Annotated in this window: 21 protein-coding genes; 14 read left to right on the top strand and 7 right to left on the bottom strand. The window is 64.6% G+C overall.

Translation table 11 applies throughout. From position 1 onward, the window contains the following. Positions 1 to 13 precede the first annotated feature (13 nt). From ruvX to ACWBU6_RS26105, 6 genes are read left to right on the top strand one after another with little or no spacing between them, the layout of a single operon-like run. Entirely contained in the window at positions 14 to 352 is a 339-nt protein-coding gene (ruvX, locus tag ACWBU6_RS26130; RefSeq protein WP_452646246.1) for a Holliday junction resolvase RuvX, read from the top strand. Beyond that, on the top strand, positions 339 to 860 hold the full coding sequence (pyrR, locus tag ACWBU6_RS26125) for a bifunctional pyr operon transcriptional regulator/uracil phosphoribosyltransferase PyrR (RefSeq protein WP_452646245.1): 522 nt from the start codon (positions 339 to 341) through the stop codon (positions 858 to 860). The genes ruvX and pyrR overlap by 14 nt, the downstream gene beginning before the upstream one ends. Continuing rightward, positions 853 to 1,818 (top strand): aspartate carbamoyltransferase catalytic subunit, encoded by a 966-nt coding sequence (locus ACWBU6_RS26120; RefSeq protein ID WP_452646244.1) that lies wholly within the window; start codon positions 853 to 855, stop codon positions 1,816 to 1,818. The genes pyrR and ACWBU6_RS26120 overlap by 8 nt, the downstream gene beginning before the upstream one ends. Next, a complete protein-coding gene (locus tag ACWBU6_RS26115) occupies positions 1,815 to 3,119 on the top strand; it encodes a dihydroorotase (protein ID WP_452646243.1) in 1,305 nt (434 codons plus the stop codon). Before ACWBU6_RS26120 ends, ACWBU6_RS26115 begins: the two co-directional genes overlap by 4 nt. Then, the gene (locus tag ACWBU6_RS26110) at positions 3,100 to 3,897 is read left to right on the top strand and encodes a lysophospholipid acyltransferase family protein (protein ID WP_452646242.1); all 798 of its coding nucleotides are present in this window, start codon (positions 3,100 to 3,102) and stop codon (positions 3,895 to 3,897) included. Before ACWBU6_RS26115 ends, ACWBU6_RS26110 begins: the two co-directional genes overlap by 20 nt. Continuing rightward, positions 3,894 to 4,370, top strand: coding sequence for a hypothetical protein (locus ACWBU6_RS26105; protein ID WP_452646241.1), 477 nt, complete (start codon positions 3,894 to 3,896; stop codon positions 4,368 to 4,370). The genes ACWBU6_RS26110 and ACWBU6_RS26105 overlap by 4 nt, the downstream gene beginning before the upstream one ends. Here ACWBU6_RS26105 and ACWBU6_RS26100 read toward each other — a convergent pair. Next, the gene (locus ACWBU6_RS26100; protein WP_452646240.1) at positions 4,367 to 5,212 is read right to left on the bottom strand and encodes a symmetrical bis(5'-nucleosyl)-tetraphosphatase; all 846 of its coding nucleotides are present in this window, start codon (positions 5,210 to 5,212) and stop codon (positions 4,367 to 4,369) included. The genes ACWBU6_RS26105 and ACWBU6_RS26100 overlap by 4 nt on opposite strands. 216 nt (positions 5,213 to 5,428) lie before the next feature. Here ACWBU6_RS26100 and ACWBU6_RS26095 point away from each other — a divergent pair, with 216 nt between their 5' ends. The 8 genes from ACWBU6_RS26095 (at position 5,429) to ACWBU6_RS26060 (ending at position 14,165) form a co-directional block, all read left to right on the top strand. Beyond that, positions 5,429 to 6,526: an MraY family glycosyltransferase gene (locus tag ACWBU6_RS26095; protein ID WP_452646239.1), complete on the top strand. Its 1,098-nt coding sequence runs from the start codon at positions 5,429 to 5,431 to the stop codon at positions 6,524 to 6,526. 50 nt (positions 6,527 to 6,576) lie between these two features. After that, complete coding sequence (locus ACWBU6_RS26090) at positions 6,577 to 6,891, top strand: H-NS histone family protein (protein WP_452646238.1); 315 nt, start codon at positions 6,577 to 6,579, stop codon at positions 6,889 to 6,891. A gap of 39 nt (positions 6,892 to 6,930) precedes the next feature. Beyond that, positions 6,931 to 8,310 (top strand): phosphomannomutase/phosphoglucomutase, encoded by a 1,380-nt coding sequence (locus tag ACWBU6_RS26085; protein ID WP_452646237.1) that lies wholly within the window; start codon positions 6,931 to 6,933, stop codon positions 8,308 to 8,310. Further along, complete coding sequence (gene waaC, locus ACWBU6_RS26080) at positions 8,311 to 9,276, top strand: lipopolysaccharide heptosyltransferase I (RefSeq protein WP_452646236.1); 966 nt, start codon at positions 8,311 to 8,313, stop codon at positions 9,274 to 9,276. It abuts the gene before it with no gap. A gap of 2 nt (positions 9,277 to 9,278) precedes the next feature. Further along, complete coding sequence (gene waaA, locus ACWBU6_RS26075) at positions 9,279 to 10,562, top strand: lipid IV(A) 3-deoxy-D-manno-octulosonic acid transferase (RefSeq protein WP_452646235.1); 1,284 nt, start codon at positions 9,279 to 9,281, stop codon at positions 10,560 to 10,562. A gap of 90 nt (positions 10,563 to 10,652) precedes the next feature. Then, on the top strand, positions 10,653 to 12,446 hold the full coding sequence (locus ACWBU6_RS26070) for a CIA30 family protein (RefSeq protein ID WP_452646234.1): 1,794 nt from the start codon (positions 10,653 to 10,655) through the stop codon (positions 12,444 to 12,446). Positions 12,447 to 12,456: 10 nt separating this feature from the next. Further along, positions 12,457 to 13,563, top strand: a complete 1,107-nt coding sequence (locus ACWBU6_RS26065; RefSeq protein WP_452646233.1) for a sensor histidine kinase — start codon at positions 12,457 to 12,459, stop codon at positions 13,561 to 13,563. Further along, positions 13,560 to 14,165: a response regulator transcription factor gene (locus ACWBU6_RS26060; protein ID WP_452646232.1), complete on the top strand. Its 606-nt coding sequence runs from the start codon at positions 13,560 to 13,562 to the stop codon at positions 14,163 to 14,165. Before ACWBU6_RS26065 ends, ACWBU6_RS26060 begins: the two co-directional genes overlap by 4 nt. Here ACWBU6_RS26060 and ACWBU6_RS26055 read toward each other — a convergent pair. Genes ACWBU6_RS26055 through glyQ form a run of 6 tightly spaced genes read right to left on the bottom strand, consistent with a single transcriptional unit; the run spans position 14,162 to position 20,087 of the window. Beyond that, the gene (locus ACWBU6_RS26055; protein ID WP_452646231.1) at positions 14,162 to 14,878 is read right to left on the bottom strand and encodes a phosphodiester glycosidase family protein; all 717 of its coding nucleotides are present in this window, start codon (positions 14,876 to 14,878) and stop codon (positions 14,162 to 14,164) included. The two genes, ACWBU6_RS26060 and ACWBU6_RS26055, sit on opposite strands and share 4 nt — an antisense overlap. Further along, entirely contained in the window at positions 14,878 to 15,816 is a 939-nt protein-coding gene (locus ACWBU6_RS26050) for a M48 family metallopeptidase (RefSeq protein WP_452646230.1), read from the bottom strand. The genes ACWBU6_RS26055 and ACWBU6_RS26050 overlap by 1 nt, the downstream gene beginning before the upstream one ends. Beyond that, positions 15,762 to 16,502 carry a lysophospholipid acyltransferase family protein gene (locus tag ACWBU6_RS26045; RefSeq protein ID WP_452646229.1) on the bottom strand — a complete coding sequence of 247 codons (741 nt, stop codon included), beginning with the start codon at positions 16,500 to 16,502 and terminating at the stop codon, positions 15,762 to 15,764. Before ACWBU6_RS26045 ends, ACWBU6_RS26050 begins: the two co-directional genes overlap by 55 nt. A gap of 13 nt (positions 16,503 to 16,515) precedes the next feature. Further along, a complete protein-coding gene (gmhB, locus tag ACWBU6_RS26040) occupies positions 16,516 to 17,073 on the bottom strand; it encodes a D-glycero-beta-D-manno-heptose 1,7-bisphosphate 7-phosphatase (protein WP_452646228.1) in 558 nt (185 codons plus the stop codon). Position 17,074: 1 nt separating this feature from the next. Further along, positions 17,075 to 19,177: a glycine--tRNA ligase subunit beta gene (glyS, locus tag ACWBU6_RS26035; protein ID WP_452646227.1), complete on the bottom strand. Its 2,103-nt coding sequence runs from the start codon at positions 19,175 to 19,177 to the stop codon at positions 17,075 to 17,077. A gap of 13 nt (positions 19,178 to 19,190) precedes the next feature. Then, a complete protein-coding gene (gene glyQ / locus ACWBU6_RS26030; RefSeq protein WP_452646226.1) occupies positions 19,191 to 20,087 on the bottom strand; it encodes a glycine--tRNA ligase subunit alpha in 897 nt (298 codons plus the stop codon). Between the last annotated feature and the right edge of the window lie 116 nt (positions 20,088 to 20,203).

Raw genomic sequence — 20,203 nt, 5'->3', positions numbered from 1 at the left:
CGTTGGCGTCGCAATGGGAAACACGATGATCGGCCAGGCCACCCCCCTGGCCGTCATTCAATCCACGGTCAACGATGCACGCTTCGCCGAAATCAAGGCCCTGATCGACAAATGGGGGCCGACGAAACTGGTAGTGGGCCTGCCTTTCCATCCGGACGGTGCCGCGCACGAAATGACGGCGCGCTGCCGCAAGTTCGCCAACCAGTTGAACGGCCGCTTCAATCTTCCTGTGGTGCTGGTCGACGAGCGCTACTCGTCGGCGATGATTGCCGCCAAGCGCGGCGAAATCATCGACGACCGTGCCGCCGCCATCATCCTCCAACAATACTTTGACGAATATGTCCCACACTGATCCCCAACAGCTTGACGCTGAAGCGCTGTATGCCAGCCTGCTCGAACAGGTCAAGGCCGGCCTGGCCGGCGCCAACGATCCGGCCATCGTCGGCATCCACTCCGGCGGCGCCTGGATTGCCGAGCGCCTGGCCAGGGACCTGGGCCTCGCCGCGCGCCTGGGCGTGCTGGACGTGTCCTTTTACCGCGACGACTATGCCAAGAAGGGCTTGCCGGCCGAAGTCAAGCCGACCCATATCGGCTTCGACGTCAACGGCGCCACCATCGTGCTGGTGGACGATGTGCTCTACACCGGCCGCACCACCCGTGCCGCCATCAATGAATTGTTCGACTACGGCCGCCCGGCGCGCATCATGCTCGCCGCGCTGGTGGACCGCGGCGAACGCCAGTTGCCGGTGGCGGCCGATTTCGTGGCGGCCCATACCCGCTGCGCGGCCGGCCAGGCGCTGCGCCTGCAGCAAACCGGCGACGGAAAGTTTTCCCTGACTCTTGAACAGAACCATGCTTAATCCGCAACTTAACAAACACGGCGAGCTGCAGCACCTGCTGACGACCGAGGGCCTGCCCAAGGCCATCATCAACCAGATCCTCGATACCGCCTCCTCTTTCGTATCCGTGTCGGACCGCGAAGTGAAGAAGGTCCCGCTGATGCGCGGCAAAAGCGTGTTCAACCTGTTCTTCGAAAATTCCACCCGTACCCGCACCACTTTCGAGATCGCGGCCAAGCGCCTGTCGGCCGACGTGATCAACCTGAATATCGCGGCGTCCTCGGCCAGCAAGGGCGAATCGCTGCTCGACACCATCGACAACCTGTCGGCCATGCACGCCGACATGTTCGTGGTGCGCCATTCGCAGTCCGGCGCTCCTTACCTGATCGCCAAGCACCTGCAGGATACCAGGCAGAACCACGTGCACGTGGTGAACGCGGGCGACGGCCGCCACGCGCACCCGACGCAGGGCCTGCTGGACATGTACACCATCCGCCACTACAAGAAGGACTTCACCAACCTGCGCGTGGCGATCGTTGGCGACATCCTGCATAGCCGCGTGGCCCGCTCCGACATCCATGCGCTGACCACCCTTGGCGTGCCCGAAATCCGCGCCATCGGCCCGCACACCCTGCTGCCGGGCGGCCTGGAGCAGCTGGGCGTGCGCACCTTCACCAACATGGATGAAGGGCTGAAAGATGTGGACGTGATCATCATGCTGCGCCTGCAGAACGAGCGCATGAGCGGCGCGCTGCTGCCTTCGGCCGGCGAATACTTCCGCGCCTACGGCCTGACGCCGGAGCGCCTGGCGCTGGCCAGGCCCGACGCCATCGTGATGCACCCGGGCCCGATGAACCGCGGCGTGGAGATCGACTCCGCCGTGGCCGACGGCCCGCAAGCGGTGATCCTGTCGCAGGTCACCTTCGGCATCGCAGTCCGCATGGCGGTTATGAGCATTTTGGCAGGCACCCAGGCATGAAACTCCACATCACCAACGGCCGACTGATCGATCCGGCCAACAAGATCGACTCCAAACAAGACCTGTACATCGTGGACGGCAAGGTAGCCGCCATCGGCAGCGCGCCGGCCGGCTTCGTGGCCGACCGCACCATCGACGCCGCCGGCAAGGTGGTGGCGCCGGGCCTGGTGGACCTGTCGGCGCGCCTGCGCGAGCCGGGCTTCGAATACAAGGCCACGCTGAAATCTGAAATGCAGGCGGCAGTGCAGGGCGGCGTGACCTCCCTGGTGTGCCCGCCCGATACCGACCCTGTGCTCGACGAGCCGGGCCTGGTGGAAATGCTGAAGTACCGCGCGCGCGGCTTGAACCAGGCCCACGTGCACCCGCTGGGCGCCCTGACCCACGGCTTGAAAGGCGAGGCGCTGACCGAACTGGTGGAGCTGACCGGCGCCGGCTGCATCGGCTTCTCGCAGGCCGAGACCCCGATCAGGGACACCACCGTGCTGCAGCGCGCGATGCAGTACGCCGCCACCTTCGGCTTCACTATCTGGCTGCGCCCGCAGGACGCCTGGATCGGCCGCGGCGGCGTGGCCCACAGCGGCCCGCTGGCTTCGCGCCTGGGCCTGTCCGGTGTGCCGGTCATGGCCGAAACCATCGCGCTGCACACCATCTTCGAGCTGATGCGCTCGACCGGCGCCAGGATCCACCTGTGCCGCATTTCGTCCGCGGCCGGCCTGGAGCTGGTGCGTGCCGCCAAGGCGGAAGGCTTGCCGATCACCTGCGACGTGGGCGCCCACCATGTGCACCTGACCGACACTGACATCAACTTCTTCGATTCGAATGCACGCGTCGACCCGCCGTTCCGCACCCAGCGCGACCGCGATGCGATCCGCGCCGGCCTCATGGACGGCACCATCGATGCGATGTGTTCCGACCATACCCCGTGCGACGACGACGAGAAGCTGTTGCCGTTCGGCGAGGCTTCGCCGGGCGCCACCGGACTGGAACTGCTGCTGTCGCTGGCCATCAAGTGGGCCGACGATTACGCCGTCGCGCAAGGCAAGGACGACGCGCTGTCGCGCGCGCTGGCAAGGGTCAGCAGCGAAGCGGCGCGCGTGGCCGGGCTGGCGCAAGCGGGCCAGCTGGGCGTAGGCAGCGTGGCCGACGTGGTCGTGTTCGATCCGGCCGCACGCTGGACCGTCAGCGGCAGCGCGCTGGCCAGCCAGGGCAAGCACACGCCGTTCGTCGGCTACGAACTGGCGGGACAGGTGCAGGCGACCATCGTAGCGGGCCAAGTGGCATATGAGCGCACAGCCGGCTAAACGCAATCTCGACTGGCGCCTGATGCTGCGCATTGGGCGCATGGTGCTGCACCTGCTGGCCGGCATGGCGATCTGCGCTTTCATCTTCCCCTTCATCGGGACGGAAAAGCGCAACAGTCATGTGCGGCGCTGGTCGCGCCAGCTGCTGGCGATCTGCAACGTCAGCGTGCAGGTGACGCCCGGCAGCGCGGCGCCGCTGGAGCAGGGCATGATCGTGTGCAACCACATATCGTGGCTGGACATCTTCGTCATCAATGCGCTGTACCCGTGCCGTTTCGTGGCCAAGTCGGAAATCCGCGACTGGCCGCTGGCCGGCTGGCTGGTGGCGCAGGCGGGCACGGTGTTCATCGCACGCGGCAACAAGCGCGAGCTGCGCAATATCTTCAAGGGCCTGGTGCATGCCCTGCAGGATGGGCAGCGCGTCGCCTTCTTCCCCGAAGGGACGACCGCCGCGCAGGGCACGCTGCTGCCGTTCCACGCCAACCTGTTCGAGGCTGCTGTCGACGGCAAGGTGCCGGTGCAGCCTTTCGCCCTGTCCTACGTCGACGCAGCAGGCCAGCCGCATACCACGGTGGACTTCATCGGCGACATGACTTTCGTGCAAAGCGTGGTGAATATCCTCGATGGCAAGCCGGTGCGGGCACGCCTGGCCGTGCTGGAAGCGATACCGGGCGAAGGCGCCCATCGCCGCGAGCTGGCGGCGGCGACCCGCGCAGCAATCGGCAGCGCCCTGGGCATCGTGCCGGAGGCGGAATCTTTACAGGAGCAATCAGCATGACCAGGATCAGCGTGCTGGCAGCCTGCCTGCTGTTGGCGGCCTGCGGCGACACCTTCACCAATGCCAAGACGCTGCGCACGCAGGCGACGGACAGCCTGGCGCAGAAGAACTACGGCATCGCGGCCGACAAGGCCTATGCCGCCACGCTGAAGGCGCCCAAGGAAGCGGAGTCCTATTTCCTGCTGGCGCAGGCCCAGGCGCAGCTGGGCCGCAAGAATGCCGCCATGGCGTCGCTGGAGACGGCGATCGTCAACGGCTTCACCGACGAAGAGGCAATCAAGGGCAGCGCCAACCTGGAGCCGCTGCGCAAGTCGGAAGCGTACCGGGAACTGATGGCGGCCACCTTCGCCCCGGCCGCTGCCGCACCGGCCGAAGGCGAGGCGCCCGCTGCGGCGGAAGGCGCAAGCGAAGCAGCCCAGGCCGAGGGGCAGGCGCAGGCCCCGGACCCGGCCGAAGGCAAGTCCAGGCGCTAAGCCGTCCGGTATTCCGGGCAATCCACCTGCAGCAGACTGCGGTCGTCCAGGCAGACGGCCGACAGCTTGCCGCCCCACACGCAGCCGCTGTCGAGCGCAATCAGGCGCGGCATGATGCGCAGGCCCAGCGCCGACCAGTGGCCGAACACGACGGTGGTATCGCTGGTGCGGCGGCCCGGCACTTCGAACCACGGCATCAGGCCGGTCGCGGGATCGGCGTGCGCCGATTCCTTCATCTTGAAGTCCATGACCCCTTCGGCGCTGCAAAAGCGCATGCGGGTCAGGGCATTGACGATGCAGCGCAGGCGTGCGGCGCCGCGCAATTCATCGCTCCAGCGGTCGGGCTGGTTGCCGTACATCTCGCGCAGGAAGCCTACCCACGCGTCGCCGCGCAGCGCATTTTCCACTTCGCCTGCCAGCGCCATGGCTTGCTGCGCCGTCCATTGCGGCAGGACGCCACCGTGCACCAGCAGGTGGCCAAGGCGCATGAGGGCCATCGGGCGCAGGCGCAGCCAGTGCAGCAGTGCGTCGCGGTCGGCCGCCGCCAGGATATGCTCGATGGTGTCGGAACTCGATTCGGGGCGGATGCCATTGGCCACCGCCAGCAGGTGCAGGTCATGGTTGCCCAGCACCGCGTCGATGCGGCCGTCGCTGCCCTGGCTGAGCGCCTGGACATAGCGCAGGGTGGACAGCGAATCGGGGCCGCGGTTGATCAGGTCGCCGCAGAACAGAATGGCCGGCGGGTCGTTTCCGGCGGCATGTTCGGTGTCCAGGATCTTTTCGACCAGGGTGACTGTCTCGCCATGGCAACCCTGCAGGTCGCCCACTACATAAGTTTTCATTTGAATAGGATAACGCATCCGCGCAGCTGGCGCAGCGCAGGCGCTGCGGCCGGGTAAAAGTATCAATTGGTAAGTAAATGCTTTAGACGCCACGCCCTAGGCTAGAATTTCCCGTCGGTCCCCGCGCATACGGTACAATCGCCGCTTAGCGCGCGAGCAATCTTTCTTGCTGCGCTGCGAACAATGGCGGCTGGCTCACTATACTGATAAGAACTAATGTTTTCCTTCCTCGTGAGCTTTTTCACGTCTGCACTCTTGACCCTGTGGGTTATCAAGGAAGTGCGCTTACACGGCCCCGCGCTGGACACCGATTTCGAAGGCGTGCAAAAAGTGCACGTCCATCATGTGTCGCGCATTGGCGGCCTCTCGATTTTCCTGGCAGTTGCGCTCAGCGCCTGCATTTCCATCTGGCGCGTGCCGGTGATGACCAGCTGGATGCTGTCGCTGGTGATGTGTGCCATGTTCGCCTTCCTCGGCGGCATCGTCGAGGATTACACCGGCAAGGTCAGTGCCCGGCGGCGCCTGCTGCTGACCATGTTTGCCGCCTTGCTCGCCTATTTCCTGATGGATGCGCGCATCGACCGCATCGACTGGGTGTTCTCCACGACGCCGCTGCCCTACTTGTGGTTGACGCTGCCGCTCACGGTGCTGGCGGTCGCCGGCATTGCCAATGCCGTCAATATCATCGACGGTTTTAACGGGCTGGCCAGCGTGGTGACGATTTGCATGTTGCTTTCCCTGGGTTATGTCGCACTGCAGGTCAATGATATGTTCGTGCTGGTGGCAGCCTTGATGGTGGCGGGCGCGACTGCCGGTTTCCTGATCTGGAATTATCCGGTCGGGCTGATTTTCCTGGGCGACGGCGGTGCGTATTTTATAGGATTTATGCTGGGGGAATTGGCCCTGCTGCTGGTAATGCGCAATCCACAAGTTTCTACTTGGTATGCGGTATTGCTATTAATATATCCAACAGTTGAAACCCTGTTCAGCGTTTATCGCCGTTTCTTCATCCGGGGCGCATCGCCGGCCATGCCGGACGGTATTCACCTGCATAGCCTGATTTTCCGGCGCGTGGTGCAATGGGCGGTGGGCCGCAAGGATGCGCGCGCCCTGGTGCGCCGCAATTCCATGACTTCGCCCTACCTGTGGATGTTTTCCCTGATGGCGGTGATACCCGCCACGGTATTCTGGCGTTATACCTGGGTATTGATGCTGTTCTGCCTGCTATTTATCGCCAGTTATGTCTGGCTGTATGCGCGCATTGTCCGATTTAAAGCGCCGCGCTGGATGATTCGACATAAGAAAATCCGTTAAGCCGATTTCGTGTATATTTCCAGCATCGAAATCTATTAAAGGATAGGAAGATGGACCTGTCGAATTTGTCGTCCCCTGAATTGCGCAGCCTGCAAGAGCAAATTAAGCGCGAATTAAAGCAGCGCGAGGGCATGGACAAGCAAAAGGCGCGCGAGCAGATTTTCGCGATCGCCCAGCAAGCCGGCGTCCCGCTCAAGGAATTGCTGGCGGGCTTCCCTGGCACCCGCAACAAGGGCGGCAAGGTGGAAGCGCGCTATCGCAATCCGGCCAATGCAGCCGAGCAGTGGACCGGCCGCGGCCGCCAGCCCAAATGGGTCAAGGACTGGGTCGAGGGCGGCAAGTCGATGGACGAGCTGCGTATCTGAGCCATTTTCATTTTTCAATTTCTGTCGTTTCAGTTCCCTATGGTTGCTCTCTCTAAATCCATCTTCAAGGCCTACGATATCCGCGGCATCATCGGTAAAACGCTGGACGAAGGCGTAGCGCGTTCAGTCGGCCATGCTTTCGGCCTGGCCGCCGCCGCCAAGGGAGAACGCAGCGTGGTGATCGGCCGTGACGGCCGCCTGTCAGGCCCCGGCCTGGTTGCCGCACTGGCGCAGGGCCTGCAGGCCGCCGGCGTCGATGTGATCGACCTGGGCGTGGTGGCCACGCCGATGGTGTATTTTGGCACCCAGGTGCTCGACACCCGTTCCGGCATCATGGTCACCGGCAGCCATAACCCGCCGGACTACAACGGCTTCAAGATGGTGCTGAAGGGCGAGGCAATCCACGGCGAGGCCATCACCGCCCTGTATAACGCCATCGAAGCAGGCCTGCAGCCGGCCGCTGCCGTCGGCAAGTACGGCACCTACGACATCCGCGAGCAGTACCTGCAGCGCATCATCGGCGACGTGAAGATTGCACGTCCGATCAAGATTGCGGTCGACTGCGGCAACGGGGTGGCCGGCGCCTTCGCCGGCGACCTGTATCGCGGCATGGGCTGCGAAGTGGTCGAATTGTTCTGCGAAGTGGACGGCACGTTCCCGAACCACCACCCGGACCCGGCGCACCCGGAAAACCTGCAGGACCTGATCAAGGCGCTGCAAGACAGCGACGCTGAAATCGGCCTTGCTTTCGACGGCGACGGCGACCGCCTCGGCATCGTGACCAAGGACGGCCAGATTATCTTCCCCGACCGCCAGCTGATGCTGTTTGCGGAAGACGTGCTGGCCCGCAACCCGGGCGGACAAATCCTGTACGACGTGAAATGCACGCGCCACCTGGCTGCGTACATCGAGAAGGCTGGCGGCAAACCGCTGATGTACAAGACCGGTCACTCCCTGGTGAAGGCCAAGCTGAAGGAAACCGGCGCCCCGCTGGGCGGTGAAATGAGCGGCCACGTATTTTTCAAGGACCGCTGGTACGGCTTCGACGATGGCCTGTATGCCGGTGCACGCATGCTGGAGATCCTGACCCGCCACGCCGACCCTTCGGCGCTGCTAAATGCGCTGCCCAAGTCCGACAGTACGCCGGAACTGCACCTGCATCTGAACGAAGGCGAGAATTACGCCCTGATGGCCAAGCTGGCCGCCGAGGCAAAATTCCCGGGCAATGAGCGCGTCATCGATATTGACGGCCTGCGCGTGGAATATGCCGACGGCTTCGGCCTGGCACGCTCGTCGAACACCACGCCTGTGATCGTCATGCGCTTCGAGGCGGAATCGCCGGAAGCGCTGGCACGCATCCAGGGCCAGTTCCGTGATGTGATCCTGGCTGCCAAGCCGGACGCGCAACTCCCGTTCTAAATGAACATTCTCCTGGTGCGCGTCTCTTCGCTTGGAGACGTGCTGCACAATATGCCCATCGTGGCCGATATCAAGCGCCACTTTCCCGACGCGAACATCGACTGGGTGGTGGAAGAGGGCTATGTCAGCCTGGTGCGCCTGAACCCGATGGTGCGCAATATCCTGCCGTGGGGCTTGCGCCGCTGGCGCAAGAGCCTGGGCAAGAAGGAAACGCGCGCCGAAATTGCTGCCTTCTTCCGCAAGCTGCGTGAAGTCCAGTACGACTATGTGTTCGACACCCAGGGTTTGCTGAAGACCGGCATCATCATGGGCGCCGCACGAGGCAAGAACAAGGTCGGCCTGGCCAACGGCAGCGAAGGCTCCGGCTACGAAGGCATTTCCCGCATCTTCCACAGCAAGAGTATTCCGCTCGACCCGCGCACGCACGCGGTGGCGCGCGGCCGCCTGGTGGTGGGCGCTGCGCTTGGCTTCAAGGTCGACTACCCTGCCGACTTCGGCCTGCCGGAAGTTGCAGCCGCTGAACCGCGTCCGGACTGGATGGGCGAGGCGCCTTACGCCGTATTCTTCCACGGCACCGCACGCGACGCCAAGAAATGGTCGCCGGCCGGCTGGATTGGGCTGGGCCAGGCGCTGGCGCCGATGCCGGTGCTGCTGCCTTGGGGCTCGGAGAAGGAAAAGGCGGAAGCGGAAGCACTGGCCGCTCACATCCCGAATGCCCGCGTGCTGCCGAAACTGTCGATGGCCGACGCTGTCATGCTGGCGCGCCGCGCCGCCCTGGCCGTGGGTGTTGACACCGGCCTGACCCATATCGCAGCGGCCTTTTCGCGCCCGGTGGTGGAAATCTACGCCGACTCGCCGCGCTGGAAAACGGAAGGCAACTGGTCCCCCCGCATCATCAACCTCGGCGACAAAGGCTCGCCGCCTGGCTTGGCCGAAGTGCTGGCCGCAGCCAGAAGCCTGCTCTGAGCATGCGTATCTTCTACACTTTCATGTGGTGGCTGGCCTTGCCCCTGGTGCTGGGGCGCCTGTGGTGGCGCGGCCGCAAGGAGCCGGGCTACCGGCAGCACTGGGCCGAGCGCCTGGGCTTGTATGGTGCGCGCGCGGCCAACGATGAACCGGCCACCATCTGGGTGCACGCGGTGTCGGTGGGCGAGACGCGCGCTGCGGAACCGCTGGTCGACGCCCTGCTGACGAAGTACCCGCAAGCGCGCATCGTGCTGACCTGCATGACGCCAACCGGACGTGCCACCGGCAAGACCTTGTTCGGCAAGCACGGCGCGCGCGTAGTGCAATCCTACCTGCCATACGACATACCGCCGTTGGTGGCGCGCTTCATCCGCCACTTCGAGCCGCGCCTTTGCATCCTGATGGAGACGGAAGTGTGGCCGAACCTGATCCTGCAATGCCAGCGCGACAAGGTGCCGGTGGTGCTGGCCAACGCGCGCCTGAGCGAACGCTCGCTGGGCAAGGCGCAGCGCTTTGGCAAGGTGATACGCGACGCGGCACAGGGCATCACCCTGGTGGCAGCCCAGACCGAGGCCGATGCGCTGCGCATCCGCGAGCTGGGTGCCGGCAACGTGAGCGTCACCGGCAGCATCAAATTTGACGTCGTGATTCCGCAAGCAGCGCTGGCAACCGGCGCGCAGTTGCGCCGGCAGTTCGGCGTGCGCCCGGTCTTCCTGTGTGCCAGCACGCGCGAAGGCGAGGAGGGCGTGATCCTGGAGGCCTTCCAGGCGGCACGCGCTGCGCTGCCGCAGGACCTGCTGCTCCTGATCGTGCCGCGCCATCCGCAACGTTTCGACGAAGTGGCCGCAATGGTGGCGGAACGCGGCATGTCGCTGCAGCGCCGCTCGTCGCTGGCGGCTCCCGGCGCCAGCGTTGATCCTGCCACCGAGGTGGTGCTGGGCGATTCGATGGGCGAAATGTTCGCCTATTATTCGGCCTGCGACCTGGCTTTCATCGGCGGCAGCCTGCAGCCGCTGGGCGGCCAGAACCTGATCGAACCGGCCGCACTGGGCAAGCCGATCATCGTCGGCGAGCATACCTTCAACTTCGCGCAAGCGACCGAAGACTGTCTGCAGCAAGGCGGCGCAGTGCGCGTGCCGAACAGCGATGGCCTGATGCACCAGGCTGCACGCCTGCTGGCCGACAGCGCAGCACGCGGCGCAATGGGCGCGCATGCGCTGACTTTCGCCAATACCCACCGCGGCGCCACCGCCCGCACGATTGCATTGCTTCCTGACCTGAAGTGACAAATGTCATGACGAAGTCATGGCATTCCGTTCTGGCGCAAAGCGAAGGCAGGCCGGATACTGCGTTCACCTGAACCCAAGGAGACCGCAATGCAATCGTTCCGCAAGCTGTTGATCGCCGCCAGCCTGGCCTGCGCCCTGCCTGCCGTGGCAGCCGACACCACCTTGATCAAGGACGTCCGTGTTTTCGACGGCCAGCAAGTGCATGCCAGGCGCAGCGTACTGCTCGAAGACGGCAAGATCGCCAGCGCCGATTTCAAGGGCAAGGCGCCGGCGCACGCCAAGGTGGTCGATGGCGCCGGGCGCACCCTGATGCCGGGACTGATCGACTCCCACGTGCACGCCTATCGTTACCCCGATCTGCCGCTGCTGTTCGGCGTGACGACCCAGGTCGACATGTTCATGCCGGTGCAGGGCATGCAGGCGATACACAGCCGCATGGCAAAAGGCGAGAACAAGGACGCTGCCGACGTTTTCTCGGCCGGCATCCTGGCCACGGCGCCGGGCGGCCATGGCACGGAGTACGGTTTGCCGGTCCCGACCCTGACCAAGCCTGAGGAAGCGCAGGCCTGGGTCGACGCGCGCATCGCCGAGGGTTCGCAATTCATCAAGATCGTGCTGGAACCGGGCTGGCCGGGCCGCCCGAGCAATAGCCTTGACGTGCCGACCGTCAAGGCCCTGGTGGATGCGGCGCACAAGCGCGGCAAGCTGGCCGTGGTGCATATTTCCAAACTCGACGATGCGCGCTCGGCGCTGGAGGCCGGGGCCGACGGCCTGGTGCACCTGTTTACTGCGGCATCGGTCGCTCCTGCCGAATTGACGTCCTTCGTCAAGCTGGCCAGCCGGACCAAGGCCTTCATCATCCCGACCTTCAGCGTGATGGAAAGCGTGGCCGGCATGCCGCCACAAGAGCTGCTGGGGGACCAGCAGGTGGCGGCCCTGCTCGACAAGGAACAGGTGGCAATCCTGAAGTCATCCTTCAGCAAGCAAGCGCGCCCGGCCATCATGGCTGCGCCCAATGCTGTGGTGGCAGCGCTGCGCGATGCGGGCGTGCCGCTGCTGGCCGGCACCGACGCCGGCAACCCGGGCACGCTGTATGGCGCCAGCCTGCATCATGAACTGCTGGCGATGACCAGGGCGGGGCTGACGCCGCTGCAGGCGCTGGCCGCGGCAACTTCAGTGCCGGCCAGGTCCTTCCGTCTCGGCATGCGCGGCCAGGTTGCCGATGGCTACAAGGCTGACGTGGTGCTGGTCGAGGGCGACCCGAGCAAAGACATTCACGCGACCCGCCGCATCGTGGAAGTATGGAAGGATGGCGAGATCGTATCGCCGGCCCGCGCCAGGAAGCAGGAGCTGGTGGTGCAGGAACTCCATTCGAAAGGCGTGCCGCCGGCCATGCCGGCCGATGGCCGTATCAGCCTGTTCACCAGGGACAAGCTGGCCAGCCCGTTCGGCGCCGGCTGGATGCCGTCCCATGACGCTATCCTGGGCGGCAAGTCGAGCGTGCAGGTCGATTACATCGACGAGGCGGCGGCCAGCGTGAAGGCCAGCGTGCAGCCCGGCTTTGCCTTCCCGTGGGCCGGCCTGGCCTTCATGCCGGGCACTTCGCCGATGGCGGCTGCCGACCTGAGCGCGGTCAAAGTGCTGCGCTTCCGCGTCAAGGGCGACGGCAAGCGCTATGTGGTGGCGATCATGTCCCGCGCCGGCCAGATCCCGGTCAATGTACCGTTCGAGGCCGCTGCCGACTGGAAGGAGGTGAGCATGCCCCTGGCCGACTTCAAAGGAATCGATACCAGCGCGATTACAATGATCGCTTTCAATGCAGGGCCGCAGACCGGGGACTACCAGTTCCAGATTTCCGATGTGCGCCTGATGCTGCAATAGGGGAGCGGGGATGGAAAAGTTCAAGCGACTGCTGGCCGGGCCTTGGGTGCCGCCACATCTTGGCAAGGCGCCTTACCTCTGGCTGCTGTCGCTGAACTTCCTGCTGTGGAAATACTTCCACACCCGGGCGCCGCTGCTGGAGCTGGGTTTGCTGGCGCTGACCGTTGCCGTCTTCGTGCCGATGTACTTTGCCAGCTACTGGCTGCGCAACCGGCGCTTGCTGCCATTGCTGCTGGCGTCTGTTGTGCTGGGGCTGGCCTGGGCGCCGTTCAACTTCGGCGCCTGCACCTTCTTCATCTTCGCTTGCTCGATGTGCGCCGCGCTGGAACAGCCGCGCCAAGCCTACCTGGGGATCGGCCTGATCCTTGCTGCCGCCACGCTGGCGGCGCTGTCGCTGAAGCAGCCGCTGCCCTTCCTGTTGCCGGCACTGGCAGTCGGCGCACCGGTCGGCATTGCCAGCGTGATGGATGCCCGCGTGCGGCGCTCGAGCCAGCAACTGCTGCGCAAGCAGGAGGAAGTCGAACACCTTGCCCGCATCGCCGAACGCGAGCGCATTTCGCGCGACCTGCATGATTTGCTGGGGCATACGCTGTCGCTGATCGCCATCAAGGCCGAGCTGGCGGGGCGCCTGCTGCAGCGCGATAGCGCCGCTACCGCAAAAGAGATCAGGGACATCGAAACGACCGCGCGCCACGCCCTGGCGGAAGTGCGCAGCGCAGTCACTGGTTTTCGCCGCAGCGGCTTGGCGCAGGAACTGGCGCAGGCGCGCGCCGCCCTGGCCGCTGCCGACGTGGCGCTGGAGGCGGACGTGCAGCCCTTCGCCATGCCTGCCACGACGGAGAACGTGCTGGCGCTGGCCTTGCGCGAGGCGGTGACGAACATCCTGCGCCACGCCCGTGCCACGCGCTGCCAGGTCAGCGTGCGGCAGAAGAACGGCCAGATCGTCTGCCATATCCGCGACGACGGCCGGGCCCTGCTCGACCACGCGGCCCTGGAGCAGGGCAACGGCTTGCGCGGCATGCGCGAGCGGGTCGCCGCCGCTGGCGGACGCCTTGCCGTGCACGCCGGGGACGGGCTGGCGCTGGAATTGTGCTTACCGATGGGAGCAGCCGCATGATCCGTATTCTGATTGCCGAAGACCAGTCGCTGGTGCTGGGCGCACTGGCCGCGCTGCTGAAGCTCGAACCTGACATCGAGGTGGCCGGCCAGGCCCGTAATGGAGCCGAAGCGCTGGCGCTATGCGAAGCACTGCAGCCGGACATCGTGCTGACCGATATCGAAATGCCGCTGATGACGGGGCTGGAACTGGCGGCGGCGCTGTCCGAGCGCCGCGCATCGGCCAAGGTGGTGATCGTCACCACCTTCGCACGCTCCGGCTACCTGCGCCGTGCCATGGCGGCAGGGGTGCGCGGCTACCTGCTGAAGGATGCGCCCTCCGAATCGCTGGCCTCAGCCATCCGCAGCGTGCATGCCGGCGGCCGCGCCATCGCGCCCGAGCTGGCGCTGGAGAGCTGGGGCGGCAGCGAAGACCCGCTGAGCGAACGCGAACGCCAGGTACTGCGCCTGGCCGGCGAGGGCCGCAGCGGCGCCGACATCGCGAAGCAACTGAGCCTGTCGGAAGGCACGGTGCGCAACTATCTGTCGGAGGCGATCAGCAAGTTAGATGCCGGCAACCGCGTGGAAGCCTTCCGCCTGGCCCGCGACGCCGGCTGGCTCTAGTTTGCCACCACTCCAATGATCGGCCCGAGATCGGCGCGGTTGTCGTTGCGCCCCAATGCCGGGGCATACAGCGAGGAAATCGAACCATCCAGGTACAGGGCATCACGGCACTTCAGCGTGTCACGGAAGTATCGCGCGAAGTCATGGAGGTTGACCGGGCCTTCGCTGATGACGAAGGCTGCCTTGCCGTCGATTGCACATACGCCGTTGCGGATATGGACGGAGCGCGAGGCGGGATCGAACAGTGGGTTGATCGTGCCGGCCGACAGCAGCATCGGGCCTGACTGCGTGGCAATCAGCGCCTTGCCGGCCAGTGCTGGGTAAGCCGACGATTCGACAACCTGCGCGCCGGCATCGGTCACCAGGAACACGCCGTTTGGCCGCAGGAAGAAATTGCCCTTGCCGCGCGCCAGGTTGAGCGGCGAGAGTTCGACGCTGTCGGCAACCAACAGGCCGACTGGCGAGAAATCCGGGTGGTACATGCCGCCATTCATGGCAAATGCCAGCCGTTGGCCGCGTCCGGCCAGCGCCGATGCGAGCTTCCCCAGCCGTTTGTAGGGGCGCCCCTGTTCATCGTTGAGAAAGAGCTGCAGGCGTTCCCGGGCCGGATCGACCGTGACCACGGTGAAACGGGGTTCCGCCGCGGGCGTCGATGTGCAGGCCGCCAGCAGAGAGAACAGGGGCAGGGAGGCGACGGCCGCGGAAAAACGCATCAGGTAAACAAGGGCGGCAGTTCCGCAGCGCGTTTGCGCAGCAACTGCTTGGCTTCTTCGTATTGCGGATAGATGCGGCCGACGTTGGCCCAGAAGCGCGGGCTGTGGTTCATCTCCAGGATGTGCGCCAATTCGTGCGCCACCACGTAATCGACCAGCGGCAGCGAGAAATGCATCAGCTTCCAGTTCAGGCGGATGGTGCGCTGCGCGGTGCAGGAGCCCCAGCGCGTATCGGCCGAGGACAATGAGAAGCCGGCGTACTGGACACCCAGGCGCGCCGCATACAGGTCAAGCCGCTGCTGGAACAGGCCTTCCGCCTGCGCCTTGTACCAGTTCTTGACGCGCTCCTTGAGCAACTGCTCGGTGGCGCCTTGCACCAGGCCCATCGACAGCTCCATTGCCGTCGCATCGAACTCTGTGCGGTTGCGCGGCGCCTGGTACAGCCGCAGCGTGATTTCCTCGCCGAGGTAGGGCAGTTTGGCGCCGTCATCCCACACGACAGGCGGCTTTTCCAGGCGCGCGGCGCGGCGCTGGCGGCGTTCATCGAGCTTGGACAGGATCCAGTGCTGCTTGGCGCGGATGGCGTTGTCGATGTCGGCCAGCGAACAGCGCCTGGGCGCGGTCACATACAGGCCGGTGTCGTCGACCGTGAATCCGATCGAGCGGCGCGTCGAGCGCTTCAGCACATATTCGAGGATGTATTCGCCCACCAGCAGCTGTCGTTTGTCCTGGTCGCCGGACAGCGGCGGGGAGGTGGGTTCTGGGCGGCGCAATTGCACCGGGGGGCGCAGCAGGTTCACTGCTGCGGGAGCGGGAACGGGAAACGGGGAAGAAGGCGCGGCCGCTGCCGGCGGCGCCTCCTGTTGCGCTTCAGCCTTTTCGGCTAGCCAGCGTTGTAGGCGTGGGGCGAAATGACGCGCATTTCTGATTCGATCCACTGTTCCACCTGCTCCATCAATTCGTCCGGGGTCTTACCCTCCGACGAAATCGGTTTGCCAACCGACACCGTGACGGTGCCCGGTTTCTTGATAAAGGAATTCTTTGGCCAGCATTCGCCGGAGTTCAGCGCGATCGGCACGACCACCGCCCCGGTTTCCACCGCCAGGCGCGTGCCGCCGCTCTTGTATTTGCCTTGCTGGCCGACCGGAATGCGAGTCCCTTCCGGGAACATGATAATCCATTGGCCGTCCCTGAGTCGACGCTTGCCGTGCGCGACAACAGATTTGAAGGCGTTCTTGCCCTGCTTGCGGTCGATCGGGATCATGCGCAGCAGTGCGATGCCCCAGCCGAAGAACGGGATGTACAGGATCTCTTTTTTAAATACAAACACCAGCGGGCGTGGCAGGTTCGCCAACAGGAAGATGGTCTCCCACGCCGACTGGTGTTTGGACAGGATGATGGCCGGGGCATCGGGGAAATTCTCGTAGCCCTTGAACTGATAGTGAATGCCGCAGATCCATTTGGCGCACCAGACGATGAAGACATTCCAGCGCGAAGTCACGAAATAGCGTTTGTTGTATGGCAGCGGCGCCGCCAGCATGCACACTGCGGACCAGATGACGGTGGCAATTGCCATCAGAACCATGAACAGGGCGGAACGCAAGAACAGAACGAAATGTCGCAACGACGGTCTCCAATCAATCGGTCTTAAGTATATGGTCTACAGTGGCCGCCAGGTCGGGGAAGACCTGCGTGCCCGGCGGCAGGCCACCGGTAGCATGGGTCTTTTCGCCCTTGCCCGTCAAGACCAGGAAGGGCACGCAGCCGCTGATGAAGCCTGCCTGCAGGTCGCGCAGCGAGTCGCCGACGGTCGGCACGCCTTTCAGGCTGATCTCGAAGCGCTTCGAGATTTCCGTGAACATGCCAGGTTTTGGCTTGCGGCAGTCGCAGTTGTCGGCCGCCGCGTGCGGGCAGAAGAAGATGGCGTCGATGTCGGCGCCAACCTGCTGCGCCAGTCGGTGCATCTTCTGGTGGATCGCATTCAGGGTGTTGATGTCGAAGTACTGGCGGGCGATGCCCGACTGGTTCGACGCGATCACCACACGATAGCCCGCCTGGTTCAGGCGGGCTATCGCTTCCAGCGAGCCGGGGATGGGGATCCACTCGTCCGGCGACTTGATGAAGTCGGGCGAGTCGTGGTTGATCACGCCATCCCGGTCCAGGATGATCAGCTTGGTCGGCTGGGACTGAGGCATATCAGGCCGCCAGCTTGGAAATATCGGCCACGCGGTTCATCATGCCGTGCAGGGCAGACAGCAGCGCCAGGCGGTTATTGCGCAGGGCGATATCTTCGGCCATGACCATCACGTCGTTAAAGAAGGCATCGACTTCCTCCTTCAGTTGCGCCAGGGTCTTCAGCGTGGCGGTGAAGTCGCCCCTGGCCCATGCCGCATCGACTTCCGGCGCCACGCGGCCCATGGCGGCGTGCAGGGCTTTCTCTGCTGCGTCCTGCAGCAGTTCGGCCTTGACGATACTGGCCTGTGCCAGCGCTTCCTCGTTCTTCTTCAGGATGTTGGTGATGCGCTTGTTGGCGCCGGCCAGCGAGACCGATTCCGGCAGGGCGGCGAAGGCTTGCACGGCCTCCAGGCGCTGCACGATGTCGTCCAGGCGGTCAGGGTTTTGCGCCACCACAGCCTCGATCTCGTTCACGCTGAAACCGCGCTCGCGCAGCATGCCGCGCAGGCGGTCCATCATGAAGGCGGTGACTTCGGCAGTCGGGTCCTTGAAGTTCGGCACGGCCACGAACTGCGCGGCAGCGTCGCCCAGCAGCGCGGAGATGGACAGCGGCAGGCGCTTTTCCACCAGCATGCGCAGCACGCCCAGGGCATGGCGGCGCAGCGCGAACGGGTCCTTGTCACCGGTTGGCTGCAGGCCGATAGCCCAGATGCCGACCAGGGTTTCCACCTTGTCGGCCAGCGCCACGGCGGTGCCGGTGGCAGTGGACGGCAGGGTGTCGCCGGCGAAGCGCGGCTGGTAGTGCTCGGAGGCGGCCAGCGCGACTTCTTCGTGCTCGCCGTCGTGGCGTGCGTAGTAGGTGCCCATGATGCCTTGCAGCTCGGGGAATTCGCCGACCATGTCGGTCAGCAGATCGGCCTTGGACAGGCGCGCGGCGCGTTCGGCCAGCGCCTTGTCGCCGCCCAGGCGGCCGGCGATGGCAGCAGCCAGCGAGGTGACGCGCTCGGAGCGTTCGGCCTGGGTGCCCAGCTTGTTGTGGTACACCACGTTCTTCAGCAGCGGCAGGCGCGATTCCAGCGACTTCTTCTTGTCCTGCTCGAAGAAGAACTTGGCGTCGGACAGGCGTGGGCGCACCACGCGCTCGTTGCCGCCGATGATGGCTGCCGGGGTGTCGGTCGCGATGTTCGACACGATCAGGAAGCGCGAACGCAGCTTGCCGCTGGCGTCGGTCAGGGCGAAGTATTTCTGGTTGGTCTGCATGGTGAGGATCAGGCATTCCTGCGGCACGGCCAGGAATTCCTCCTCGAAGCGGCATTCATACACCACCGGCCATTCGACCAGGGACGACACTTCTTCCAGCAGTGCTTCCGGCATCAGCACCTGGTCGGCGCCGGCTTTGTGCAGCAGGGCCGCGCGGATCGCCTCTTTACGTGCGTCGAAGCCCGCGACGACCTTGCCGGCTTCTGCCAGGGTTGCCGCGTAGGACTCGGCGTCGGCGATGGTCACTTCGCGCTTGCCCGGTGCGGTCAGGAAGCGGTGGCCTTCGGTCTTGTTGGCGGCGCTCAGGCCCAGCAGGGTCAGTGGCAGCACGGTGGCGCCGTGCAGGGCGACCAGCGCGTGGGCCGGGCGCACGAACTGCACGGTCTCGCCGTCCGGGCGCTGGTAGCTCATGACCTTGGGAATAGGCAGCTTGGCGATGGTTTCTTCCAGCGCAGCCTGGGCTCCGAGCTGCAGGGCGCAGCCGGCAGCCAGCTTGGTGTAGAAGAAGCTTTCAGCCTTGCCGTCCTGGGCGCGTTCCATATCGGCCACGGCGACATGGGCCAGGCCCATGGCGGCCAGCTTCTTGGTCAGCGGTGCGGTCGGGTTGCCGTCGGCGTCCAGCGCGATGGCGACCGGCAGGATCTTTTCGCGCACCTGCTTGTCCGGCGAGGTGGCGCGCACCTTGGTGATCGACACGGCCAGACGGCGCGGAGTGGCGTAGGTGGTGGCGACGCTGTCCTCTTCCAGGAAGTCGCGCGATTTCAGGCCGTTGACAATGCCCGCAGCGAAAGCGGCGCCCAGCTTGGACAGGGCTTTCGGCGGCAGTTCTTCGGTCAGCAGTTCGATGAGCAGGGTCTGATTCATGTTCGGTATTCTTTTATTTGGCGACCATCGGGAAGCCGAGGCGTTCGCGGGACTCGTAGTAGGCCTGGGCGACCATGCGCGACAGGTTGCGCACGCGGCCGATGTAGGCGGCGCGCTCGGTCACGGAGATCGCGCCGCGGGCGTCCAGCATGTTGAAGCTGTGCGAGGCTTTCATGATCTGCTCATAGGCCGGCAGGGTCAGTTGCAGCTCGATCAGGCGCTTGGCTTCGGATTCGTGGTTGGCAAATTGCGCGAACAGCAGGTCGGTGTTGGCGTGCTCGAAGTTGTAGGTCGATTGCTCCACTTCATTCTGGTGGAATACGTCGCCGTACTTCAGCTGCTTCTTCACACCACCTTCTTCCCACTCGGTCCAGACCAGGTCGTAGACATTCTCCACGCCTTGCAGGTACATGGCCAGGCGCTCGACGCCGTAGGTGATCTCGCCCAGCACAGGCTTGCAATCGAGGCCGCCCACTTGCTGGAAATAGGTGAACTGGGTCACTTCCATGCCGTTCAGCCAGACTTCCCAGCCCAGGCCCCAGGCGCCCAGGGTCGGGCTTTCCCAGTCGTCTTCCACGAAACGCACGTCGTTCTGCTTCAGGTCCAGGCCCAGCGCCTCCAGGGAACCCAGGTACAGGTCCAGGATGTTTTCCGGGGCCGGCTTCAGGACGACCTGGTACTGGTAGTAGTGCTGCAGGCGGTTCGGGTTCTCGCCGTAGCGGCCGTCTTTCGGGCGGCGCGATGGCTGGACGTAGGCCGCACGCCAAGGCTCAGGGCCGATGGCGCGCAGGAAAGTACCGGTGTGGAAGGTGCCCGCGCCGACTTCCATGTCGTACGGCTGGAGCAGTGCGCAGCCCTGCTTGTCCCAGTAGGTCTGCAGGGTCAGGATAATTTGTTGAAATGTCAGCATCGTGGTCGTTGGTGGCGCCCTGGGCGCGAGCGTTATCGGTTCGCTAAAACGGCTCATTTTAGCGGTTTTTGCGGCGAACCTGTAGAGTTTCGCCCGGCCCGCAGGGCGTTTGATCG

Source organism: Pseudoduganella sp. HUAS MS19 (assembly GCF_053615455.1).
Note: the sequence above shows the minus strand (reverse complement) of the source record. Positions and strands in the feature narration are given on the sequence as shown.

What these genes read in the sequence shown, in the direction of transcription:
- ruvX (WP_452646246.1), top strand. Translation starts at nt 14, where the DNA reads ATGGGAAACACGATGATCGGCCAGGCCACCCCCCTGGCCGTCATTCAA.
- pyrR (WP_452646245.1), top strand. Translation starts at nt 339, where the DNA reads ATGTCCCACACTGATCCCCAACAGCTTGACGCTGAAGCGCTGTATGCC.
- ACWBU6_RS26120 (WP_452646244.1), top strand. Translation starts at nt 853, where the DNA reads ATGCTTAATCCGCAACTTAACAAACACGGCGAGCTGCAGCACCTGCTG.
- ACWBU6_RS26115 (WP_452646243.1), top strand. Translation starts at nt 1,815, where the DNA reads ATGAAACTCCACATCACCAACGGCCGACTGATCGATCCGGCCAACAAG.
- ACWBU6_RS26110 (WP_452646242.1), top strand. Translation starts at nt 3,100, where the DNA reads ATGAGCGCACAGCCGGCTAAACGCAATCTCGACTGGCGCCTGATGCTG.
- ACWBU6_RS26105 (WP_452646241.1), top strand. Translation starts at nt 3,894, where the DNA reads ATGACCAGGATCAGCGTGCTGGCAGCCTGCCTGCTGTTGGCGGCCTGC.
- ACWBU6_RS26100 (WP_452646240.1), bottom strand. Translation starts at nt 5,212, where the DNA reads ATGAAAACTTATGTAGTGGGCGACCTGCAGGGTTGCCATGGCGAGACA.
- ACWBU6_RS26095 (WP_452646239.1), top strand. Translation starts at nt 5,429, where the DNA reads ATGTTTTCCTTCCTCGTGAGCTTTTTCACGTCTGCACTCTTGACCCTG.
- ACWBU6_RS26090 (WP_452646238.1), top strand. Translation starts at nt 6,577, where the DNA reads ATGGACCTGTCGAATTTGTCGTCCCCTGAATTGCGCAGCCTGCAAGAG.
- ACWBU6_RS26085 (WP_452646237.1), top strand. Translation starts at nt 6,931, where the DNA reads ATGGTTGCTCTCTCTAAATCCATCTTCAAGGCCTACGATATCCGCGGC.
- waaC (WP_452646236.1), top strand. Translation starts at nt 8,311, where the DNA reads ATGAACATTCTCCTGGTGCGCGTCTCTTCGCTTGGAGACGTGCTGCAC.
- waaA (WP_452646235.1), top strand. Translation starts at nt 9,279, where the DNA reads ATGCGTATCTTCTACACTTTCATGTGGTGGCTGGCCTTGCCCCTGGTG.
- ACWBU6_RS26070 (WP_452646234.1), top strand. Translation starts at nt 10,653, where the DNA reads ATGCAATCGTTCCGCAAGCTGTTGATCGCCGCCAGCCTGGCCTGCGCC.
- ACWBU6_RS26065 (WP_452646233.1), top strand. Translation starts at nt 12,457, where the DNA reads ATGGAAAAGTTCAAGCGACTGCTGGCCGGGCCTTGGGTGCCGCCACAT.
- ACWBU6_RS26060 (WP_452646232.1), top strand. Translation starts at nt 13,560, where the DNA reads ATGATCCGTATTCTGATTGCCGAAGACCAGTCGCTGGTGCTGGGCGCA.
- ACWBU6_RS26055 (WP_452646231.1), bottom strand. Translation starts at nt 14,878, where the DNA reads ATGCGTTTTTCCGCGGCCGTCGCCTCCCTGCCCCTGTTCTCTCTGCTG.
- gmhB (WP_452646228.1), bottom strand. Translation starts at nt 17,073, where the DNA reads ATGCCTCAGTCCCAGCCGACCAAGCTGATCATCCTGGACCGGGATGGC.
- glyS (WP_452646227.1), bottom strand. Translation starts at nt 19,177, where the DNA reads ATGAATCAGACCCTGCTCATCGAACTGCTGACCGAAGAACTGCCGCCG.
- glyQ (WP_452646226.1), bottom strand. Translation starts at nt 20,087, where the DNA reads ATGCTGACATTTCAACAAATTATCCTGACCCTGCAGACCTACTGGGAC.